General features: G+C 59.8%; 20 protein-coding genes. 13 read left to right on the top strand and 7 right to left on the bottom strand.

Annotation, left to right across the window (positions count from 1 at the left end; translation table 11 throughout):
• The first annotated feature begins 7 nt into the window (after positions 1-7).
• The gene (locus AC13QY_RS19730; protein ID WP_037154712.1) at positions 8-196 is read left to right on the top strand and encodes a Trm112 family protein; all 189 of its coding nucleotides are present in this window, start codon (positions 8-10) and stop codon (positions 194-196) included.
• Between the two features lie 596 nt (positions 197-792).
• Complete coding sequence (locus AC13QY_RS19725; RefSeq protein ID WP_488493824.1) at positions 793-1,608, top strand: hypothetical protein; 816 nt, start codon at positions 793-795, stop codon at positions 1,606-1,608.
• A gap of 244 nt (positions 1,609-1,852) precedes the next feature.
• Here AC13QY_RS19725 and AC13QY_RS19720 read toward each other — a convergent pair whose 3' ends face one another.
• Positions 1,853-2,149 carry a hypothetical protein gene (locus tag AC13QY_RS19720; protein WP_488493823.1) on the bottom strand — a complete coding sequence of 99 codons (297 nt, stop codon included), beginning with the start codon at positions 2,147-2,149 and terminating at the stop codon, positions 1,853-1,855.
• A gap of 126 nt (positions 2,150-2,275) precedes the next feature.
• Positions 2,276-3,490, bottom strand: a complete 1,215-nt coding sequence (locus AC13QY_RS19715) for a ubiquinone biosynthesis hydroxylase (protein ID WP_488493822.1) — start codon at positions 3,488-3,490, stop codon at positions 2,276-2,278.
• An 83-nt stretch (positions 3,491-3,573) separates the two neighbouring features.
• Between AC13QY_RS19715 and tesB the strand changes: the two genes are divergently transcribed.
• From tesB to AC13QY_RS19685, 6 genes are all read left to right on the top strand, one after another.
• A complete protein-coding gene (gene tesB, locus AC13QY_RS19710) occupies positions 3,574-4,458 on the top strand; it encodes an acyl-CoA thioesterase II (protein WP_488493821.1) in 885 nt (294 codons plus the stop codon).
• A gap of 213 nt (positions 4,459-4,671) precedes the next feature.
• Entirely contained in the window at positions 4,672-5,022 is a 351-nt protein-coding gene (locus tag AC13QY_RS19705) for a P-II family nitrogen regulator (protein WP_015341499.1), read from the top strand.
• A 27-nt stretch (positions 5,023-5,049) separates the two neighbouring features.
• Positions 5,050-6,417, top strand: a complete 1,368-nt coding sequence (locus AC13QY_RS19700) for an ammonium transporter (RefSeq protein ID WP_113330874.1) — start codon at positions 5,050-5,052, stop codon at positions 6,415-6,417.
• A 273-nt stretch (positions 6,418-6,690) separates the two neighbouring features.
• Positions 6,691-9,360 carry an FtsK/SpoIIIE family DNA translocase gene (locus AC13QY_RS19695; RefSeq protein ID WP_488493820.1) on the top strand — a complete coding sequence of 890 codons (2,670 nt, stop codon included), beginning with the start codon at positions 6,691-6,693 and terminating at the stop codon, positions 9,358-9,360.
• A 136-nt stretch (positions 9,361-9,496) separates the two neighbouring features.
• The gene (locus AC13QY_RS19690) at positions 9,497-10,165 is read left to right on the top strand and encodes an outer-membrane lipoprotein carrier protein LolA (RefSeq protein ID WP_113352970.1); all 669 of its coding nucleotides are present in this window, start codon (positions 9,497-9,499) and stop codon (positions 10,163-10,165) included.
• A gap of 202 nt (positions 10,166-10,367) precedes the next feature.
• Positions 10,368-11,171 carry an exodeoxyribonuclease III gene (locus AC13QY_RS19685; protein WP_183809642.1) on the top strand — a complete coding sequence of 268 codons (804 nt, stop codon included), beginning with the start codon at positions 10,368-10,370 and terminating at the stop codon, positions 11,169-11,171.
• Between the two features lie 118 nt (positions 11,172-11,289).
• On the opposite strand, the gene AC13QY_RS19680 is transcribed toward AC13QY_RS19685, so the two are convergent.
• Positions 11,290-11,745: a cyclic nucleotide-binding domain-containing protein gene (locus AC13QY_RS19680; protein WP_113352930.1), complete on the bottom strand. Its 456-nt coding sequence runs from the start codon at positions 11,743-11,745 to the stop codon at positions 11,290-11,292.
• A 7-nt stretch (positions 11,746-11,752) separates the two neighbouring features.
• Positions 11,753-12,436, bottom strand: a complete 684-nt coding sequence (locus AC13QY_RS19675) for a response regulator transcription factor (RefSeq protein WP_069614787.1) — start codon at positions 12,434-12,436, stop codon at positions 11,753-11,755.
• 148 nt (positions 12,437-12,584) lie between these two features.
• Here AC13QY_RS19675 and AC13QY_RS19670 point away from each other — a divergent pair, with 148 nt between their 5' ends.
• Together AC13QY_RS19670 and AC13QY_RS19665 are read left to right on the top strand one after the other, a co-directional pair.
• Complete coding sequence (locus tag AC13QY_RS19670) at positions 12,585-13,133, top strand: L,D-transpeptidase family protein (protein WP_488493819.1); 549 nt, start codon at positions 12,585-12,587, stop codon at positions 13,131-13,133.
• 143 nt (positions 13,134-13,276) lie between these two features.
• Positions 13,277-14,107 (top strand): aldo/keto reductase, encoded by an 831-nt coding sequence (locus AC13QY_RS19665; RefSeq protein WP_488493818.1) that lies wholly within the window; start codon positions 13,277-13,279, stop codon positions 14,105-14,107.
• 188 nt (positions 14,108-14,295) lie between these two features.
• Here AC13QY_RS19665 and AC13QY_RS19660 read toward each other — a convergent pair whose 3' ends face one another.
• Complete coding sequence (locus AC13QY_RS19660; RefSeq protein ID WP_488493817.1) at positions 14,296-14,955, bottom strand: NADPH-dependent F420 reductase; 660 nt, start codon at positions 14,953-14,955, stop codon at positions 14,296-14,298.
• A 66-nt stretch (positions 14,956-15,021) separates the two neighbouring features.
• Between AC13QY_RS19660 and AC13QY_RS19655 the strand changes: the two genes are divergently transcribed.
• The gene (locus AC13QY_RS19655) at positions 15,022-15,918 is read left to right on the top strand and encodes a LysR family transcriptional regulator (RefSeq protein ID WP_488493816.1); all 897 of its coding nucleotides are present in this window, start codon (positions 15,022-15,024) and stop codon (positions 15,916-15,918) included.
• 42 nt (positions 15,919-15,960) lie between these two features.
• Here the strand turns inward: AC13QY_RS19655 and AC13QY_RS19650 are convergent, their stop codons facing one another.
• Positions 15,961-17,415 (bottom strand): MFS transporter, encoded by a 1,455-nt coding sequence (locus AC13QY_RS19650; protein WP_488493815.1) that lies wholly within the window; start codon positions 17,413-17,415, stop codon positions 15,961-15,963.
• Positions 17,416-17,552: 137 nt separating this feature from the next.
• Here AC13QY_RS19650 and AC13QY_RS19645 point away from each other — a divergent pair, with 137 nt between their 5' ends.
• Positions 17,553-18,482, top strand: coding sequence for a LysR family transcriptional regulator (locus tag AC13QY_RS19645; RefSeq protein ID WP_488493814.1), 930 nt, complete (start codon positions 17,553-17,555; stop codon positions 18,480-18,482).
• Here the strand turns inward: AC13QY_RS19645 and AC13QY_RS19640 are convergent.
• Positions 18,455-18,943, bottom strand: coding sequence for a MarR family winged helix-turn-helix transcriptional regulator (locus AC13QY_RS19640; protein ID WP_488493813.1), 489 nt, complete (start codon positions 18,941-18,943; stop codon positions 18,455-18,457). The two genes, AC13QY_RS19645 and AC13QY_RS19640, sit on opposite strands and share 28 nt — an antisense overlap.
• 82 nt (positions 18,944-19,025) lie before the next feature.
• On the opposite strand from AC13QY_RS19640, the gene AC13QY_RS19635 reads away from it, so the two are divergent.
• Positions 19,026-19,928, top strand: coding sequence for an EamA family transporter (locus AC13QY_RS19635; protein ID WP_488493812.1), 903 nt, complete (start codon positions 19,026-19,028; stop codon positions 19,926-19,928).
• The last annotated feature ends 64 nt before the right edge of the window (positions 19,929-19,992 follow it).

Here is a 19,992-nt window from a genome sequence, read left to right as displayed (position 1 = left end):
GTTTCAGATGGATGTCACCGTCAGCAAGGTCGACCCAAAACTGCTCGATCTTCTCGTCTGCCCGCTGACCAAGGGGCGGCTGAGCTACGACCGGGAAAAGAACGAGCTGATCTCGGAAAAGGCGCGTCTCGCCTATCCGATCCGCGACGGCATTCCGATCATGCTGATTTCGGAGGCAAGACGTATCGAGGATTGAGGTCGGTTCTTTTGGCCTTTGCTTGCAGCGCAAGGGTGACTATCCAAAGAAAAAGCCGGGAGACAAATAACCTCCCGGCAAGTTGTTGAAGATAGAGGCGAGCGGCCTGAGCCGCCTAAGCCCAATTAACGGCTACGAAAATGTCCGCAGACAAATTCGAGCTTGCCGAAGCGGATACGGTGGTAAGGATTAACCCAAACCATATCGTCTCCTCCTTTCTAAGCGAAGGGCCTTGAAAGGAAGTGGCATACATGCGATTCTAAGAGTTGGAAGCGTCAAATATCGCCGGGGTATACCACCCCTATCGGTGTTTGGTCATCTAGGCCGCCGTCCCGTTGCAGTCGGGATTGGCGGCTTTTCCTTTTAGTCTCCCCTCTAACGCCAATGGCCAGAGCGCGAGGGGCTACTTAAGTCTTTTCATCATATCCATCCGTGCATGTTGGCTGGAATCAGGACCAGCACGCATATGTATAACGAACGAATCGAAGCCGCACAATACGCGCCTTCCCAGTTTGCGCGTTCGTTATGCAATCATCTTGTGCTAAGAGTAATGTTCCGGTATTGTACCGCCCATTCACAAGGCGCGAGGTGTCTGTATGGCAGGCGAGAAAGTTGATTTCCAAGCGGCGGCGGAAGCTGCGCAAGAAAACGCGACCGAAGATCGTGCTAAACGCGAGCGATCTGCCATAGATTTCCCATATATCTCGCTGGAAGGTGCCACCGAAGTAGCCAGGGCGATATATGCACGGTGTGGCTTCGGGTCGTGCGATCAAGACGAGTTGGCTGCTCAAATGAACCAAACTCTAAGTGGGGCATTCCGGATGAAAACCGGAGCCGCGAAGATTTTCGGTTTAGTAGAGAAAGACGGACGAAGCGCATTTCGATTAAGTGAGATCGGAAAGCGCATAGTCTCCGCGGAAACGGAGCAGTCGGCCAAAGTGGACGCATTCCTATGTGTCCCCTTGTATCAGCAAATCTATGACAGATTTCGTGGGCGCAATCTTCCTCCAGCAAAGGCGCTGGAACGTGAAATGGAAACAATGGGCGTTCCGCGTAAGCAAACGGACAGAGCACGCCAAGCTTTCGAAAAATCGGCCCAATACGCAGGTTTTTCGGATAGCGGGAAAGATAGATTGGTAAGACCACGCACGGAAGCTCCTTACAGTTCACCCGGTGTGGAGGCGTCATCGTCACCAATTCCGTCTGTCCAAGAAGTCGAAGGCAGACGCAGAGGAATAGGGAACGGAGGCGGATATGAGCCACCTGATATTGATCCAATCATTAGAGGGCTAATCGATCGTCTGCCGCCTTCTGGAACAAATTGGCCTAAGTCGAAGAGAAAACTTTGGTTACAAATCCTCGAAAACAGCTTCGATTTGGTCTATGAAGGTAACGATGGAATCGACCCTTAGGAAAGCAAAATTGGGCGACAAAACTCAAAGACAAAAATTCGGAGGAAGCCGCCTGCGAACTTGAGACGGACGACGATCAGAAGTACTTTGACAAGCGGCTACGCAAATAACCAGATCGTCGCCACTGAAAGGCGAAAAACAGGAAACCAGGAAGCCCGCAAAATGAGCGGGCTTTTTTATCGGGTGAAGAATGCACGTATCAGACTGGGCTATCCATTCTGGCGGTGAATGTGACTGTGGCAGATTAGATCTGGCATCGTATGGAAGCCATGATTTTGTCCCCGCGTTTATACCCGGTACGGGGCGCCGAGGATTTTTCGTCAATCACATGGGTAGAGAATGTTTCGTCGAGCCGCATCAGCTTCCAGCCTTGACGTTCACCGCTATTGCTGCCGCCTCGGACTTGCCACACGCGCATGATGCTGTGCCCGTCCTCGGTAACGCCGACAGCATGGACTTCGACCACGCGGAAATATCCGTCATATCGGAGTTCAAGGCACTTACCTAACCGTAAAGCTTCGCATGGAGTATGCAAGGTCATTCCGAAGCTCCTCAATCAATGGGAGATTTATGCATACCAAAAATTCGCGTGGATGTCTGAGGTATGTAATCGCCTTGTTTGCGCATTCCGGACGGAAAACGGCCGCGCACTTTTCCCAGAAATCCTTCAGATCGCCTCACCAGCCAACAGCCGCGGATTATCCCTTGCAGTCGTCCCCGCTGCCTGGCCGATGAAAAAGGATTTGAGGCTGGGCAGGCGGTCGACGATCCCCAGCCCGAAGTCGCGGGCGATGCGCAGCGGCGTGTTGTCGTTGGAAAACAGCCGGTTCAGCACGTCGGTCGTCACCCCCATGCGGAAGGTGTCGAAGCGGCGCCAGGTCTGGTAGCGTTCGAGGGTGTTGATCGAGCCGATATCGAGGCCGAGGCGGTCGGCCTCGACGATGGTTTCGGCAAGGGCCGCGACATCCTTGAAGCCGAGATTGAGGCCCTGGCCGGAGATCGGGTGAATGCCGTGGGCGGCATCGCCGGCCAGCGCAAAGCGCGGCGCGACGAAAGCGCGGGCCAGCGTCAGGCCGAGCGGGAAGGCGCGGCGGTCGCCGATCGTGCGCAGTGTGCCGAGCTTATGGCCGAAGCGGCGCTCCAGTTCCTCTTCGAACAAGAGATCGTCGGAAGCCACAAGTCGTTCGGCGTCGGGGGTGCGCTCCGTCCAGACGAGCGAGGAGCGATTGTTCTTCAAGGGCAGGATGGCGAAGGGGCCGGAGGGCAGAAAATGCTCCTCGGCACAGCCGCCATGCGGTCGCTCATGTTCGACGGTAACGACGATGCCGGACTGGCCGTAATCCCAATTGACCGTCTTGATGCCGGCCATGTCGCGCAGCTTCGAGCGCACGCCATCGCAGGCGACCAGAAGCCGCGTTTCCAGCGTGCTGCCATCCGATAGGGTGAGGGTGGTCTTGTTGTCTTCGGTTGTGAAGCCGGTGGCGCTGAGGCCATGCTTGATCGGTATGCCCAAGCGCTCGCAGGCGCCGCGAAGCGCGCCGACCATGGTGAGGTTCGGCACCATATGGGCGAAGGGCTGGCCGTCGGCCACTTCGCCGTCGAAGGTGAGAAAGACCGGGCGGACGGGATCGCCTGTGCGCGAATCGGTGACGATCATGCGGGTGATCGGCTCGGCCTCCGGCGCGATCTCGTTCCAGACACCCAGAACTTCAAGCATCTTGGAGGCGGCGGCGATGATCGCCGATGCGCGCATATCCTTCTTCCAGGCGGATTCGGGGGCAGCTTCCACGATCATGACATCGAGGTGGGGGGCTGCCTGCTTGACTGCGACCGCTGCGGCAAGACCCACATATCCGCCACCCACTACCAGCATGTCCAACATAGCGCTTCCCTGTGTCTTACTGTCACGTCCTGCTCTATATAGAGCATCCTGTTGACGGTTCCTACCATGGGAGTTCAAGCAAAATGTCGCGAGAGACCGAGAAGCTCACCCCGATGGAAACCGTACTGGCGACATTGGATCTCGAAACGATCGAGATGAACCTGTTTCGCGGCAATAGCCCGCAGGTCGGCTGGCAGCGCGTCTTCGGCGGGCAGGTCATCGGCCAAGCCTTAATGGCGGCGCAGCGAACAGTGGATGGCGATCGCTTCGCGCATTCGCTGCACGCCTATTTCATGCTGCCCGGCGATCCCTCGGTGCCGATCCTCTATCAAGTCGATCGCCTGCGTGACGGTTCGAGCTTCAATACGCGGCGTGTACTGGCTATCCAGCATGGCAAGGCGATCTTTGCGCTGACGGCGTCCTTCCAAGTCGACGAGCCCGGTTTCGATCATCAGGGCGACATGCCCGACGTGCCGATGCCGGAGGAACTAATGGACGAGGAGCAGGTGAAGCAGCGCTATCTTGCTCACGCGCCGGAGAATGTGCGCCGCTACTGGGAGCGCAAACGGGCGATCGAAATCAGGCCTGTATCGATCGAGAGCTATTTTTCCCGCGCACAGCCGAGCCAGAAGCAGAATATCTGGGTTCGGGTGACGGGACCGGTGCCGGATAACCGGCTCTATCAGAATGCCGTGCTTGCCTATCTCTCCGACATGACGCTGCTCGATGTTTCCCTGAATGCGCATGGCACATCGGTACTGGATCCGACCGTCCAGGTGGCGAGCCTCGACCATGCCATGTGGTTCCATCGTCCCTTCAAGCTCGACGACTGGCTGCTCTACAGCCAGGAGAGCCCGAGTGCCTCCGGCGCCCGCGGATTTACCCGCGGCAGCCTGTTTACGCGATCCGGTATCCTGATTGCGTCGGTGGCGCAGGAAGGGCTGATTCGTAAAAAGGCAAATGCTTAAATAAGTGGCAAATTTATAAATTTGCACTTTATTTGTGCGGCTCTCGCAATGAGAAATGCCGCTTTATTGGGTCTGTGCAATAAAACTGTTTTATTTCAACACGTTATAAATGTGTCACGAATCTGGCACGTCCTTTGAATGTATATGGCCAGTCGCTGCAGAAACACTCGTCGGCGGCAAGGAGAGTCGGCTCCGTGCCGAGGCTAACAAAGGATGGGAAACCAGATGAAAATTGTGATGGCCATTATCAAGCCGTTCAAGCTCGATGAGGTCCGTGAGGCCCTCACGGCTGTCGGCATCCAGGGCCTGACTGTGACCGAAGTGAAGGGTTACGGGCGCCAGAAGGGGCATACCGAGATTTATCGCGGCACCGAATATGCAGTCAGCTTCCTGCCGAAGCTGAAGATCGAGGTCGCAGTCGCATCCGAAACCGTTGACAAGGCCGTCGAGGCCATCGCGTCGGCCGCCAAGACCGGCCAGATCGGCGACGGCAAGATCTTTGTCTATTCCATTGACCACGCCGTACGCATCCGTACGGGCGAAACCGATTCAGAAGCGCTGTAAGACACGGCGGATCAGGGAGTTATTTGCATGTCATTTTCTAAGCTTTCCTCCGCCTTGACACGGGTGGGTGCGCTTTCTGCGGCCTTGCTTGCGCCGGCGATCGCCTTTGCGCAGGAGACCGCTCCGGCTGCAGCCGCTGCGACCGCCGCCGCACCGGTTCCGGACAAGGGCGACACCGCCTTCATGTTCATCTCCACCATTCTCGTGCTCTTCATGCTCGTGCCGGGTCTGGCGCTGTTTTATGGCGGTCTCGTCCGCGCCAAGAACATGCTCTCGGTTCTGATGCAGTGCACGATGATCGGCGCGGTCGTGATGATCCTCTGGGTTCTCTACGGCTATTCCTTCGCCTTCGGCGGCGGTTCGAGCCCTTATTGGGGCGGCACGGCCAAGATGTTCCTGTCGGGCGTCTCGACCTCGACGACGGCATCGACCTTCACCAAGGGCGTGGTCATCCCTGAATTCATCTTCATGCTGTTCCAGATGACCTTTGCCGCCATTACGCCGGCGCTCATCATCGGCGCCTTCGCCGAGCGCATCAAGTTCGGCGCAGCCGTGCTCTTCTGCGCGCTGTGGGCGACCTTCGTCTACTTCCCGATCGCTCACATGGTCTGGGATTCCAACGGCATGCTCTTCAAGATGGGCGCACTCGACTTCGCCGGCGGCACCGTCGTTCACATCAATGCCGGTATTGCAGGCATCGTCGGCGCCATTCTCGTCGGCAAGCGCGTCGGCTTCGGCAAGGACATGATGGCTCCGCACTCCATGACGCTCACCATGGTCGGCGCATCCATGCTCTGGGTCGGCTGGTTCGGCTTCAATGCCGGCTCCAACCTCGAAGCTTCCGGTGGCGCGATGCTCGCAACCGTCAACACCTTCGTCGCAACGGCCGCCGCCATCATCTCCTGGTCGCTGGTTGAAACCTTCACCCGCGGCAAGGCTTCCATGCTCGGTGGCGCTTCGGGCATGGTTGCCGGCCTCGTCGCCATCACGCCTGCAGCCGGCATCGCCGGTCCGATGGGCGCGATCGTCATGGGCCTGATCGTCTCGCCGCTCTGCTACTTCTTCGTCTCGGTCGTGAAGAACAAGTTCGGCTACGACGATACGGCTGACGTCTTCGGCGTACACTGCATTGGTGGTATCTTCGGCGCCATCGCAACCGGCATCTTCGCCAGCGCCTCGCTCGGCGGCGTCGGCTATGCCGATGGCGTCACGATGAGCAGCCAGGTCGTTGTCCAGCTGACCGCCGTCGTCACGACAATCCTGTGGTGCGGCATCGGCTCGGCGATCCTCTACAAGGTCGTCGACGTCATCATCGGCCTGCGCGTCGCTCCGGAAGCCGAACGCGAAGGCCTCGACCTCGCCTCGCACGGCGAAGCCGCCTACCACAATTCCTGATTGGAGCTTGCGAAACCGGGGCAAGGCTCCGGTTTCGCTCAACATCCCGTCGCGTCCTATTTCATCGCAAATAGGTCGCTCTTGGCCCGGACCTCGGTTCGGGCCCTTTTCGTTCGTGCACAGCCATTTTTCTTCAGACGACAGGCGATTCATGAGGTTGGCGTGCATGGTTAACATGCCATTAACCCTCCTCTGATTAGGTATGGCTAACCTGCCGGCGAGTGGGCATGGACCGATTCGTTTGCGCTTTGGACAGGAACGGGGCTGGATATCATGGGCAGAAGCAATTCGGCGGCGTTGAGCGGTCGCCCCGACCGTTTATCGCTATCGAGCGTGGTTTGGCGTCAGGTCAAGGGCCTGACAGGTTTCGCGATACTGTTCCTGCTGGCGCTTGCGGTTGCAGCGCTGGCGACCTGGAACGTCATGGACCCGAGCTATTCCTACGCAACTGCCAATGCGCCGACCAACCTGCTCGGTTTTCCCGGCGCCGCTTTTGCCGATATCATGATGCAGTCGCTCGGCCTCACCTCGATCCTGGCGATGCTACCCGTCGTCGCCTGGGCCTTCGCGCTGATTGCCAACCGCAAGCTTCATCGTGTGCCCTCGCGCCTCGGCGCCTGGTTCGGCGGCTGCATCGTCGCGGCCGGCTCGATCGCCTGCTTCCCGGCGCCGCCCACCTGGCCGATTCCGAACGGTATCGGCGGTGTCGTCGGCGATCTTCTTCTGCGTCTTCCAGCCCTCTTCATCGGTACCTATCCGAGCGGTGTCGTCGCCATCATCATCGGTTCGGTCCTCGCCGTTCCGGCCATTTGGCTCATGCTCTTCGCCTCGGGCGTCATCGGCGAAAACCTCGTGGAAGACGAAAGTGATGAGGACGATTACGAGGAAACCCGCAGCCGTGCCCGCCGGGTCGGCGATGAGGACGAGGATGACGACCGTGGCGGTTTCCTCGCCAATTTCATGGCCTATGGTGCGGTCATGCATGCCTGGTACAACACGCAGGCTCGCCTGCGCCGGCTGTTCGGCATGGGGCCGCGCAAGCGCCGCGACCATGCCTTCGATGCGCCTTATGATTTCAACGACGACGAATTCGGTACGCTGAACGAGCCGGTGCGCGCCAAGGCACCCATGGCTCGGGGCGACCGTCTGGAGCCGTCCATGGATGGTCCGGCGCGCCGCGTCGTTTCCGCGCCGTCGATCAGTCTCGGCGATGACGAGGATGAAGACGAGGATTCGATCTATGATCGCGATCCGCGGCGCCCGGCCGATATCCTGCCTGACGATGAGGATGACGAGTGGCCGTTGGCCCCGGCTGCTCCAAAGGGAGCCGCTGCCGGCCATCGCGTCACTCCGGCCGCGCCGCGTCCGAAACCGGGTGCGCGGGCGGAACGCGAGGCGCAGACCTCCTTCATCCGTCCCTATGGCTTCCAGCTCCCCGCCGTCCATCTGCTTGCCGAGCCGAAGGCCGTCGCCCGCGATGCGACGCTCTCGGCCGATGCGCTGGAGCAGAATGCCCGCATGCTCGAAGGCGTGCTCGAGGATTTCGGCGTCAAGGGCGAGATCATCCACGTCCGCCCCGGCCCGGTCGTCACACTCTACGAGCTGGAGCCGGCGCCCGGCATCAAATCGTCCCGCGTCATCGGCCTTGCCGATGATATCGCCCGTTCGATGAGCGCGATCGCCGCGCGCGTCGCCGTCGTGCCCGGCCGCAACGCCATCGGCATCGAGCTGCCGAACTCGACGCGCGAAACGGTCTATCTGCGCGAGCTCATCGCCAGCCGCGATTTCGAAACCTCCAAGGCGAAGCTTGCCATGTCGCTCGGCAAGACGATCGGCGGCGAACCCGTGATTGCCGATCTCGCCAAGATGCCGCATCTGCTCGTGGCCGGCACCACCGGCTCGGGTAAATCCGTTGCGATCAACACCATGATCCTGTCGCTGCTCTATCGCATGACGCCGGAGCAGTGCCGCCTGATTATGATCGATCCGAAGATGCTCGAACTCTCCGTCTATGACGGCATTCCGCATCTGCTCTCGCCCGTCGTCACGGATCCGAAGAAGGCCGTCGTCGCGCTCAAATGGACCGTCCGTGAGATGGAGGAGCGCTACAAAAAGATGTCGAAGATCGGCGTGCGCAACATCGACGGCTTCAATACGCGCGTCGAGCAGGCCGTCGCAAAGGGTGAGGCGATCAGCCGGACCGTGCAGACCGGCTTCGATCGCCAGACCGGCGAGGCGATCTATGAGACGGAAGAATTCGACCTAAAGCCGATGCCCTACATCGTCGTCATCATTGACGAAATGGCCGATCTGATGATGGTCGCCGGCAAGGATATCGAAGGCGCCGTGCAGCGTCTGGCGCAGATGGCGCGTGCCGCCGGCATCCATGTCATCATGGCAACGCAGCGTCCGTCCGTCGACGTCATCACCGGCACGATTAAGGCGAACTTCCCGACCCGCATCTCCTTCCAGGTGACGTCGAAGATCGACAGCCGCACCATTCTCGGCGAGCAGGGTGCGGAACAGCTGCTCGGCATGGGCGACATGCTCTACATGGCCGGCGGCGGGCGCATCCAGCGCGTTCACGGCCCCTTCGTCTCCGATGGCGAGGTGGAGGATATCGTCGCCTATCTGAAGACGCAGGGCGCACCGCAATATCTCGATGCCATCACCGCCGATGATGACGAGGATGAAGACGGCCACGGCCCGGTCGGCACGTCCAATCTCTCCGATTCGGAAGATCCCTATGATCAGGCTGTTGCGATCGTACTGCGCGACGGCAAAGCCTCGACCTCCTACATCCAGCGCCGCCTCGGCATCGGCTACAATCGTGCGGCGTCGCTGATCGAGCGCATGGAGCAGGAAGGTGTGATCGGCCCGGCCAACCACGCCGGCAAGCGTGAAATCCTCGTTCCGACCGAAGCCGATATTCTCGATCGCTGAGGCAATCAGCCTTTCCGTGTCGCATATCCCGTCTATGTTCAGGGAAATTTGATTGCCGCCCCTTACCGGCCCTGGGCCGTTGCGCCATGAAGACGCCGATTTTGCGCGCCATGGACGAAGCATGAAGGAGAATTCGATGACGAAATTTGATGCGCAGCCGTCTAGCCGACTGTCCCTGACCCGCCGGCACCTACTCGGCGCCGTGCTCGCCGTCGGCGCGGCAGGCGCTCTGCCGGTTTCGGCTTTCGCGCAGGCTCAAGCACAGACGCAGGCAGCTGCAGCGACCCTCAATCCCGGTATCGCCCAGGCCATTGCCGATCATTTCTCGTCCATCAAGTCGATGAAGGGCGGTTTCCTGCAGATCGGACCGCGCGGCGATCAGATGAGCGGCGCATTCTTCATCCAGCGGCCCGGCAAGATGCGTTTCAACTACGATCCGCCGTCGCGCATGCGCGTGATCTGCGACGGCAATAACGTACAGGTCATCAACGACCAGACGCAGACAAGAAATATGTATCAGCTATCGAAGACGCCGCTCAGCCTGCTGCTCGCCAACAAGATCGACCTTTCGGCCGACATGGTGCGCAATGTCGATTCGCAGCCGGATCTGACCAAGATCACGCTCGGCAACCGCACCGTATTCGGCGATTCGACGATCACGATGATCTTCGATTCGAAGAGTTACGACCTGCGCCAATGGACCGTTATCGATCCGCAGGGCAAGACGACCGACGTCATCATCAACAATGTGAAGACCAACGTCGCCTTCGACGACAGCGTTTTCCGCATCGACTATACGCGCTAAGCGTCGCTTCCATCCTGCGCCGCAGGCAAGCGGCGAATGGCGCTTTTCTTTCCGCTACAGCCGGTCTAAAGCCTTACGCTGACCGGAGAGACCGGTGATTCATCGAATCGCCGAGTCGCTCCGGCTGTCTGTTTTGACGCAATTCCGGACGGAAAACCGCTGCGCACTTTTCCTCGAATTGCTCCAAGGAAAAGGCTCGGGCATGGGATTTTCGATTGCGACCTGGAATATCAATTCGGTGCGGCTGCGTATGCCGATCGTCGAGCAGTTCGTCATGCAGGCCCGGCCCGATATTCTCTGCCTGCAGGAAACCAAGGTTCCGAACGAGCTTTTCCCCCATGCGCCGCTCCGGGCGCTTGGCTATGAACATATCATCATCCATGGCCAGAAGGGCTATCACGGCGTGGCCATCGCCTCGCGTTTCCCGCTGACCGAGGATCATCGCCAGGATTATTGCAATGTCGGCGACAGCAGGCATATCTCGGCCATCTTCGAGCGCGGCGGCCGGCGCATCCGCCTTCATAATTTCTATGTTCCGGCCGGCGGCGACGAGCCGGATCGCGCCATCAATCCGAAATTCGGTCACAAGCTCGATTTCATCGAGGAGATGAAGAAGCTGCATGCCAATGCCGAGCAGAACACCTCCGCGATCCTCGTCGGCGATCTCAATATCGCTCCGCTGGAGCACGACGTTTGGTCGCACAAGCAGCTCCTGAAGATCGTAAGCCATACGCCTGTAGAGACCGAAGGGTTGCTCGAGGTGATGAAACGCGGCGCCTGGCTCGACCTGATGCGCCAGCAGGTGCCGGAAAGCGAGAAGCTCTATACGTGGTGGAGCTATCGCGCCAAGGATTGGGAGGCTGCCGACCGCGGCCGCCGCCTCGACCATATTTGGTCTTCCTCCGATCTCGGTCCACATCTGCAGCGCATCGAGATCCTGAAAGCGGCGCGCGGCTGGGACCGTCCGTCCGACCACGTGCCGGTCATAGCGCATTTCAATCTCTGAAGCGGAATTGAACTTGTTAGAGCGTTTGCGCTTTTCTTTGAATCACGAAAACGCTCTATCCTTTTGTATTTACGCAATTCCGGACGGAAAGCCGCTTCGCACTCTTCCTGGAATTGCTTCAGGAAAAGCGGCCGAGCATTGCGGCTGCCTGTCTGGCAAGGGCGGCGAAGTTTTCGCGGATACGGTTCTGGATCAGCAGACCTGCGTCTGGATATTCCTCGATCAAGCGGTGAAAGAGGGCGCGGGTAATGCGGATCACGTCGGACTCTTCGGCGGCAACAGCCGTGTATTTCCGTTCCACCAAGGTCACCATCGCCAGTTCCGAAAGCATGGTGCCTGCCTGGACAATCGCCTCCACCTGTTTCTGGCCGTCGGCATCGATGGTGCTGAGCTCGAAACTGCCGCGCGTGATGACATAGGCGCATTCGGCCGGCGATTTTTCCCGGAACAGCGTCTGGCCCTCATTCACATGGCGGCGGTCGGCGCCGAAGGCGATCAGCCGCAGCGGCTCATCGCCCATGCCGTGAAACAGCGGCAGTTGCGACAGCAGTCGGATATCGTCGTTCAGCGCCATCGATCGCCTATGGAATGATCTTGTAGCCGCCGTTTTCCGTGACAAGGATTTCGGCGTTGGAGGGATCGCGCTCGATCTTCTGGCGAAGGCGATAGACGTGGGTTTCGAGCGTATGGGTGGTCACGCCGGAATTATAGCCCCAGACCTCTTCGAGAAGGATGTCGCGGGTGACGACCTTCTGGTCGGCGCGATAGAGATAGCGGATGATGGCGGCTTCCTTTTCCGTCAGGCGGATCTTCTGGCCGTCTTCCGTGGTGAGCAGCTTCTGGCTTGGCTTGAAGAGGTAGCGTCCCACCGTGAAGGTCGCATCCTCGCTCTGCTCGTGCTGGCGCAATTGTGCGCGGATGCGGGCAAGCAGTACAGCGAAGCGGAAGGGCTTCGTCACATAGTCGTTGGCGCCGGCTTCGAGGCCGAGGATAGTGTCGGAATCCGTGTCATGCCCCGTCAGCATGATGATCGGCGGCTTGAAGCCGTTCTTGCGCAGCAGCTTCACGGCTTCGCGGCCATCCATATCGGGCAGGCCGACATCCATGATGAGGAGATCGACAGGCACGGTGCGCGCGGTCTGCACGCCTTTTCCGGCGGTCGCCTCCTGCAGGACGTTGAATTCCTCGTAAAGCGATAATTGCTCGACCAACATTTCACGCAGGTCGTTATCATCGTCCACCAGGAGAATGGTGCGTGCGGTCATGCCGTTCGGGTCCTCGTTCTAATCCCACTTAAGTCCTACGCCAAATTGCATTTTTAGCAAGTCGCGACGTGGCTCAGGCTTGGTCGTTTGGTTGAAACTGCTATGATTTCAAATGAAATCACGCGCAAAGCAAAAACATGTGAGGAAAATGCAAAAGACAAGGGCGGGGGCCAGGCGGACCGCTTCGACAATCGTCGTGCGTCCTGCGCCGGGTAAGAAAACGCGGGCGCTGGTACAGGTGGGGAGCATGACGGTACCGGCGGCGATCGGCAGATCCGGGCGCAGCATATTGAAGCGAGAGGGCGACGGCGCGACGCCAATTGCGGATATGAAGTTGCTTCACGGCTTCACGCGCGGCGATCGGGTCCGCTTTTTGCGGACGGCGCTGCCGATGCGGCATATCCGGGAGGATATGCTCTGGTGCGACCAGCCCGGCGATCCCAACTACAACAGGCTGGTGAAGGCTCCTTTCGGGCCGAGCCATGAGGAATTGCGGCGAGGCGACGGCCTCTACGACGTCTGCCTGGTGCTCGACTGGAATGTGAGCTCTCGCAGGCGCAACCGCGGCTCGGCGATCTTCTTTCACCTGATCAGGCCAGGATACGAGCCGACGGCCGGGTGCATCGCGGTCAGCCTGCGCGACATGAAGCGCATCCTGCCATCATTGCGAAGAGGTATGACGGTCCGGGTTGTCTGAAAGGTCGCCCGGGGTTAACATCCCGATATTCTCCACTATATGGGATTTCGACCGGTCGCTTGTGCGGACCAGGCCGGCCCTTTCCTTTCAGAATTTAAATCACGCCTTCACTCCACCCACTTATCATCCTTTGGAGACTTATCGTGACCACGCAACCAACAATCACGTTCAATGATGGCCATTCCATTCCGCAGGTCGGCCTCGGCGTCTGGCAGACGCCGGAGAATGTCGCGCCGATGGCCGTCAGCACGGCTTTGAAAGCCGGCTATCGCCATGTCGATACCGCAGCCATCTATGCCAACGAGGACGGCGTCGGCGAAGGCATGCGCCAGTCCGGCGTCGCCCGCAAGGATATCTATCTCACAACCAAGCTCTGGAACGAGGCGCAGGGCTTCGATTCCACGCTGAAGGCCTTCGACGAAAGCCTGAAACGGCTCGGCACCGACTATATCGACCTTTACCTTATCCATTGGCCCTCGCCGCATCGCAACCGCTATCTCGACACCTGGAAGGCTTTCGTGCGCCTGAAGGAAGAAGGCCGCGCCCGTTCGATCGGCGTTTCCAATTTTGCCGCCGCGCATCTCGAACGTATCATCGGCGAGACCGGCGTGACGCCCGTGCTGAATCAGATCGAGCTGCATCCCACCTTCCAGCAGAAGGAACTGCGTGCCGTTCACGACAAGCTCGGCATCAAGACAGAATCCTGGAGCCCGCTCGGCCAGGGCAAGCTTCTCACCAACGCCGCCATCGGCAAGGTCGCCGCCAAACATGGCCGCACGCCAGCACAGGTCATCATCCGCTGGCATATCGACAACGGCCTGATCGTCATCCCGAAATCGGTGACGCCGAACCGCATCGAGGAGAACTTCGAGGTTTTCGATTTCAAGCTCGACGGCGAAGATCTGGCCGAGATGGCCAAGCTCGATTCGGCCAGTGGCCGCATCGGCCCGGACCCGCTGACGGCGAGTTTCTGATCGCAGGTTGCGATCCGCTTATGCAAAGGGGCTCGGAGTGAAGGCTCCGAGCCCTTTTTTCATCCTAAAGCATGTCGCGCAAAAGTGCGCGGCGGTTTTGCGACAACGACATGCACAAAATCAAAGACCTAAAGCGCGGGAAACGACTCTGAAAGATCGCGCGACGCGCTTTAGAGTCCTGAGTGCCGTCAGAGCTGGACCCAGGCCGGTGCCACCGTCGGACCTTTGCCGAGGAAGAAGCCGAAGTGGATGTTCATCTCGCCGATCGGTTCGATGAAACGGGCATTGCGGAGCGGACCCGCGTCGACCGGCTCGAAGCCGATGGATTTAACGAGGCTGGATACGGCGCGCTTGGCCTTCTCGTCGTCTCCGGCAATGAAGACCTGCAGCACCTTGCTGTTACGTCCCTCGACGGGCAGCAGCGGTGCGAAAATCGTATTAAAAGCCTTCACCACCGTCGCCTCGGGCGCAAGCGCCTGGATTTCTTCGGCGGCCGAACTCGAGTGCCCGACGACGAGGCCGCTGAAATCTGCGGTGACGGGATTGCTGATATCGATCAGCACCTTGCCCTTGAGATTTCCGGCTTCCTTCAGCGTTTCCGCGATAACGCTATAGGGCAGCGCCAGTATGACGATATCGGCAAGCTTGATAGCGGCGGCAACGCCGCCCGCTTCGATGCCAGCGCCCAGTTCGGCGGCAAAGGCTGCTGCCTTTGCGGGATCGCGATGGCCAATGACCACGTCAGACCCTGCTGCGGTCAGCAGACGAGCCAGCCCCGCTCCCATATTTCCGGTACCAATGACAGCGATTTTCATGTTCGTCAGCTCCTTGTTGTGACTGACAAACACATAAAATTATATCCATATTCGGATAAATGATCTAAATATATCAATACTTGAAACGGATCGTTTCTAATGGATCGATTGTCCGGCATGAGCATCTTCGTCAAGGCAGTCGAGCTCGGCTCATTCAGCGCCGCGGCAGAGGCCTTGAACATGTCGCCGCAGCTCGTCGGCAAACATGTACAATTTCTCGAACAACATCTTGGTGTTCGGCTTCTCCACCGCACCACGCGCCGTCAGCACCTGACGGAGGTCGGCAGCCAGTTTTACGAGCGCTCGCGCAATATTCTGGCAGAAGTCGAGGCAGCAGAGGCGTTGGCGGCGGAAACCCGGGCCGTGCCGCGCGGCAAGCTGAGGGTCAATGCCCCGGTCACCTTCGGTATCCATGCGCTCGCTCCGGTGCTTCCGAAATATCTGAATGCGCATCCGGAAGTTTCGATCGATTTGTCGCTGACGAACCGCATGGTGGATCTGATCGATGAGGGCTATGACGCGGTCTTTCGCATCGGTGAGCTTGCTGACAGCGGATTGATCGCCCGCCGTCTAGGGCCTTATCGTCTAATGATCTGTGCTGCGCCGAGCTATCTGCGCGCCCACGGCACCCCCTCCACGCCGGACGATCTCCGAAATCATGAGTGCCTGATCTTCTCGCATACAATGCTGAGGACTCATTGGGATTTTGAAGGACCACAGGGGAAAGTGAGCGTTCCGATTTCTGGCCGGCTGATGATCGACAATGGTGAGGCGCTGCTGAAAGCCGCGCTGGCAGGGCTCGGTATCGTTCTGCAGTCGTCCGAACTCATTCAGTCGAGCCTGGAAACCGGAGCACTGGTGCCGCTTTTGCCCGGGTATAGCGTGCCGACGCGCCAGCTGCATGTTCTCTATGCGCCGGATCGCCGCATCACGCCGAAGCTCCGCAGCTTTCTCGATTTCGTTTCGGCGCAATTCGGCGGCCACGGACCGGTGTGACCGGATGGCGGGATTATCCTCCGCCATCCTCTCGGCTCATCCTCACGAGACCTCTTGCGCAAGGGCGCCACGCCTTGAACGTGCCATGCCTGTGACGGCGATGGCCAGCGTCGCGACGATCAGCAGGGCGCCGACGACAAAGGTGATCTGCATGCCTGTTGCAATGGCCTCCGGGCGTGCCGTGATAATATCGCTCGTTCCCGATCCTAGTGTGAAGATGGCGCCCATGACAGACGCGCCCGTTATCAGCCCGAGGTTTCGCGACAGGCTCAGCATGCCTGAAACGACGCCGCGTTGCTCGGAGCCTATGCCCTTCATGATCGCGGTGTTGTTGGATGCCTGAAACATCGCGTAGCTGGAGGTGATGATGACCAGTGGCCCGATATAGCCGGCGGCTCCGAATCTGCCTTGCAGTGCTGCCATCAGGACCAGGCCGATGATCATGCCCACAAGACCTGTCATGGTCATGCGGTGGGCGCCGAAGCGATCGACGATGCGACCGGCCGGCACTCCCGTCAGCGCTGACACCAGCGGGCCGACGGACATGATGGCGCCGACCTGGGCCGCATCGAAGCCGAGAGCGCGGGAGAGATAGAAAGGCCCGACCACCAGCGTCGTCATGATGACGGTGGAAACGAGGGTGCTCATGACAAGACCCGTGCTGAGCTTAGGATCGCGGAACATGGAAAGGCGCAGCAGCGGCGACTTTACCTTCGTTTCGGTGAAGGCAAACAGGGCGATGCCTAAAGCTGCGGCCAACAGCAGGCCGATATTCAAAGCGCCAAAGCTTCCATGCCCGATCGTCATTGCCAGCGCATAGGCAGCCAGCGTCAGGGCCAGCAGAAAAGTGCCGATCCCGTCCGGGCGTCCCTGAGCTCTTTTGCTGTTTTGCCGCTCAGTTGGCAGGAAACGCGCAGCGAGCAGGAAATTCACGATCCCGAGCGGCACGTTGACGAGGAAGATGGTTTTCCAGCCAAAGCTGGCGATCAAGATGCCACCGAGCGACGGGCCGAGCGTAGTGCCGATCGCAGACATTGTGCCGAGCAGGCCCATGGCGCTGCCTGTGCGCTCTTTCGGCACGGTTTCACCGACCATCGCGACAGTGAGCGCCATCATCATGGCGGCGCCGAGACCTTGCAGACCTCTGGCGGCGAGCAATAGCCAGAGTGTCGGCGCAATGCCGCAGAAGAGCGAGGCGAGGGTGAAAAGGCTGATACCGATCAGCAGCAGACGCCGCCTGCCAAAAATGTCACCCAGCCGTCCGACGCTGACGATCAGCGTGGAGATGGCGAGCAGATAGGCAAGCACGATCCACTGCACCTGCTGAAAGGAGGCGCCGAATGCCTGGGCGAGCGTTGGCAACCCGACATTGGCAATGCTGGTGTCGAGCGAAGGCATCAGCATGGAGAGCGATAGGCTGGTAAGGGCCCAGCGGATGGAGGATGTGGACTTTGTCTGGCCGGCTTTGGCCGGATCTTCAATGGTTGGCTGCAACATGAGCTCCATTTCTAGTGACGTAATAAAACTTCCGGCAGAAAGGTAGCTCTCGGCATGATATGGCGGAATACGCAGCATTTGCACTTGATCAGTGCATTTGACGCTATGCATTGAGAAAACCATGTTATGGTCGCATCATGTCCACGCCTGATCTCAACCTGCTCGTCACTCTCAATGTCCTGCTTGCCGAGGGCAGCGTCGCGCGCGCCGCCCGGCGATTGCGATTGAGCCCGTCGGCCATGAGTAGGCAGCTGGCGCGGCTGCGCGAGACGACGGGCGATCCATTGTTGGTCAGGGCCGGGCGAGGGCTGGTGCCGACGCCGCGGGCGCTGGAGCTACGCGAGCGTGTCGGTCATCTTGTTCAGGAGGCGGAAGCGGCCTTGCGGCCCGCCGAAAGCCTCGATCTGAAGCAGCTTGCGCGAATCTTCACGTTGCGCACCCGCGAAGGCTTCGTGGAGAATTTCGGCGCCGAACTGATCGCACGCATTGCCGAGCAGGCGCCTGGCGTTCGGCTCTACTTCACTCAGAAGCTGGACAAGGACAGCATGCCTCTGCGCGACGGCACGATCGATTTCGAGACCGGCGTCGTGGGAGACGATACCGGCCCAGAGCTCAGGACGCAGGCGCTGTTTCATGATCGCTTCATCGGCGTGGTCCGAAGCGGGCATCCGTTTAGCGAAGGGGAGATCACCCCGGAGTGTTATGCCTCCGGCCGGCATATTCTCGTTTCGCGGCGTGGCCTGCAGAAGGGACAGATCGACGAGGCGCTGGAGAAACTGGGGCTGGCGCGGCAGATCGCAACGATTGTCGGCAGCTTCTCGGCGACGCTGGCCTTGGCGCGCACCTCCGACCTGATCGTCAGTGTGCCGGAGCGCTATACGGGCAATCTGCGTGTCGGCATGCATAGTTTCGCGCTGCCGGTGCCGACATCCGATGTGACGATCTCGCTGCTCTGGCATCCGCGCATGGATGCGGACCCGGCGCACCGCTGGCTGAGGGGCTGCATTCGCGACGTCTGCGCCGGATCGCGTCGGAGCGATCAATCAGATTCGAAGTCGGCTAAATAATTGCGCAGCAGGCGGTCAAGAGCCATGCGTTCGCCTTCGGAAAGGGTGGAGATCAGGCGTTTCTGTGTTTCGACATGCGCCGTCACCGCCGCATCGATAAGCTCGAAGCCTTTCGGCGTCAGAGATATCAGGAAGCTGCGGCCATCATCCGGGTTCTGGCTGCGAGCGACGAGGCCGGCCCTCTCCAGCTGATCGATGCGATTGGTCATCGTGCCCGACGAGACCATCATCGTCTCCATAAGGTCGCTGGGGGAGAGAGTATAAGGCTCGCCCGAGCGGCGCAGGGTCGCCAGCATGTCGAAATTTGCCGAGTTCAGGCCGAAGCGGCCGAAGGTCTTCTCAATCTCGCGCGAGAGATGGAGCGCGAGATTGCGCAAGCGCCCGAACAGGCCCATGGCCGTGGTGTCGAGATCCGGTCGTTCGCGGCGCCACTGGGCGAGAATTTTGTCGATGCGATCCATGCCGGAACTTCGCCATGAATTTATCTTGACGTCAAGGTATTTCAGGTTATCTTGAGGTCGAGATAAATTCGAGGCCAAGATCATGAACCGCAATCTCGACCTGTTGCTGACCGCCATCGCGCCGGCGATCTGGGGCAGCACCTATCTGGTAACGACGCAACTGCTGCCGGCGGGCTATCCCCTCACGGTCGCTATGCTGCGCGCCCTGCCGGCCGGGCTGCTGCTGCTTGTGATCGTGCGGCGGCTGCCGCGCGGGATCTGGTGGTTGAAAACGCTGGCCCTCGGCGCACTGAACTTCTCCGTCTTCTGGTGGCTGCTGTTCATTTCGGCCTATCGCCTGCCCGGTGGTGTGGCCGCGACGGTCGGTGCAGTCCAGCCGCTGATCGTCATCGTGCTGGCGCGCTTGCTGCTGGGATCGCCGATCCGCGGCCTTTCGATTGTTGCCGCCATTGCCGGCATCGGCGGTGTCGCGCTGCTGATCCTGACGCCGAATGCGACGCTCGATCCGATCGGCATCGCTGCGGGTATTGCCGGTGCCTTCTCTATGGCAGCTGGCACTGTGCTCAGCCGCCGCTGGCGGCCTGATGTCTCGCCGCTGACCTTTACGGCATGGCAGCTGACTGCAGGCGGCGTGCTTTTGCTACCGGTGGCGCTGCTGCTGGAGCCGCCACTACCGCATCTGACCGGCGCCAACATTCTCGGCTTCGCCTATCTCGGGCTGATCGGCGCAGCACTCACCTATATTCTTTGGTTCCGGGGTCTGTCCCGGCTCGAGCCTTCGATGGTCTCGCCGCTTGGCTTTCTCAGTCCGACAACGGCGGTGATCCTGGGGTGGGTCGTGCTCGGCCAGCAGCTGAGCACGATGCAGATCTTCGGCATTGTCGTCGTGCTCGGCAGCGTCTGGCTGAGCCAGCGGGCGCAGCAGGCCCCATCCACCGAAAAATCAACACCCACCGGGCGCCCCGCAGCCGCGTCGAGGGGATAGAAGGCTGCTAAGGCGCTTGGCGATCTTTCAGATTCGCTCGCCGCGCTCGGGGCTCGTGATTTTG

The organism is Martinezella sp. CNPSo 3795 (genome assembly GCF_057784475.1).
The sequence above is the reverse complement of the archived record's forward strand: the minus strand, read 5'-3'. Positions and strand labels throughout refer to the sequence as shown.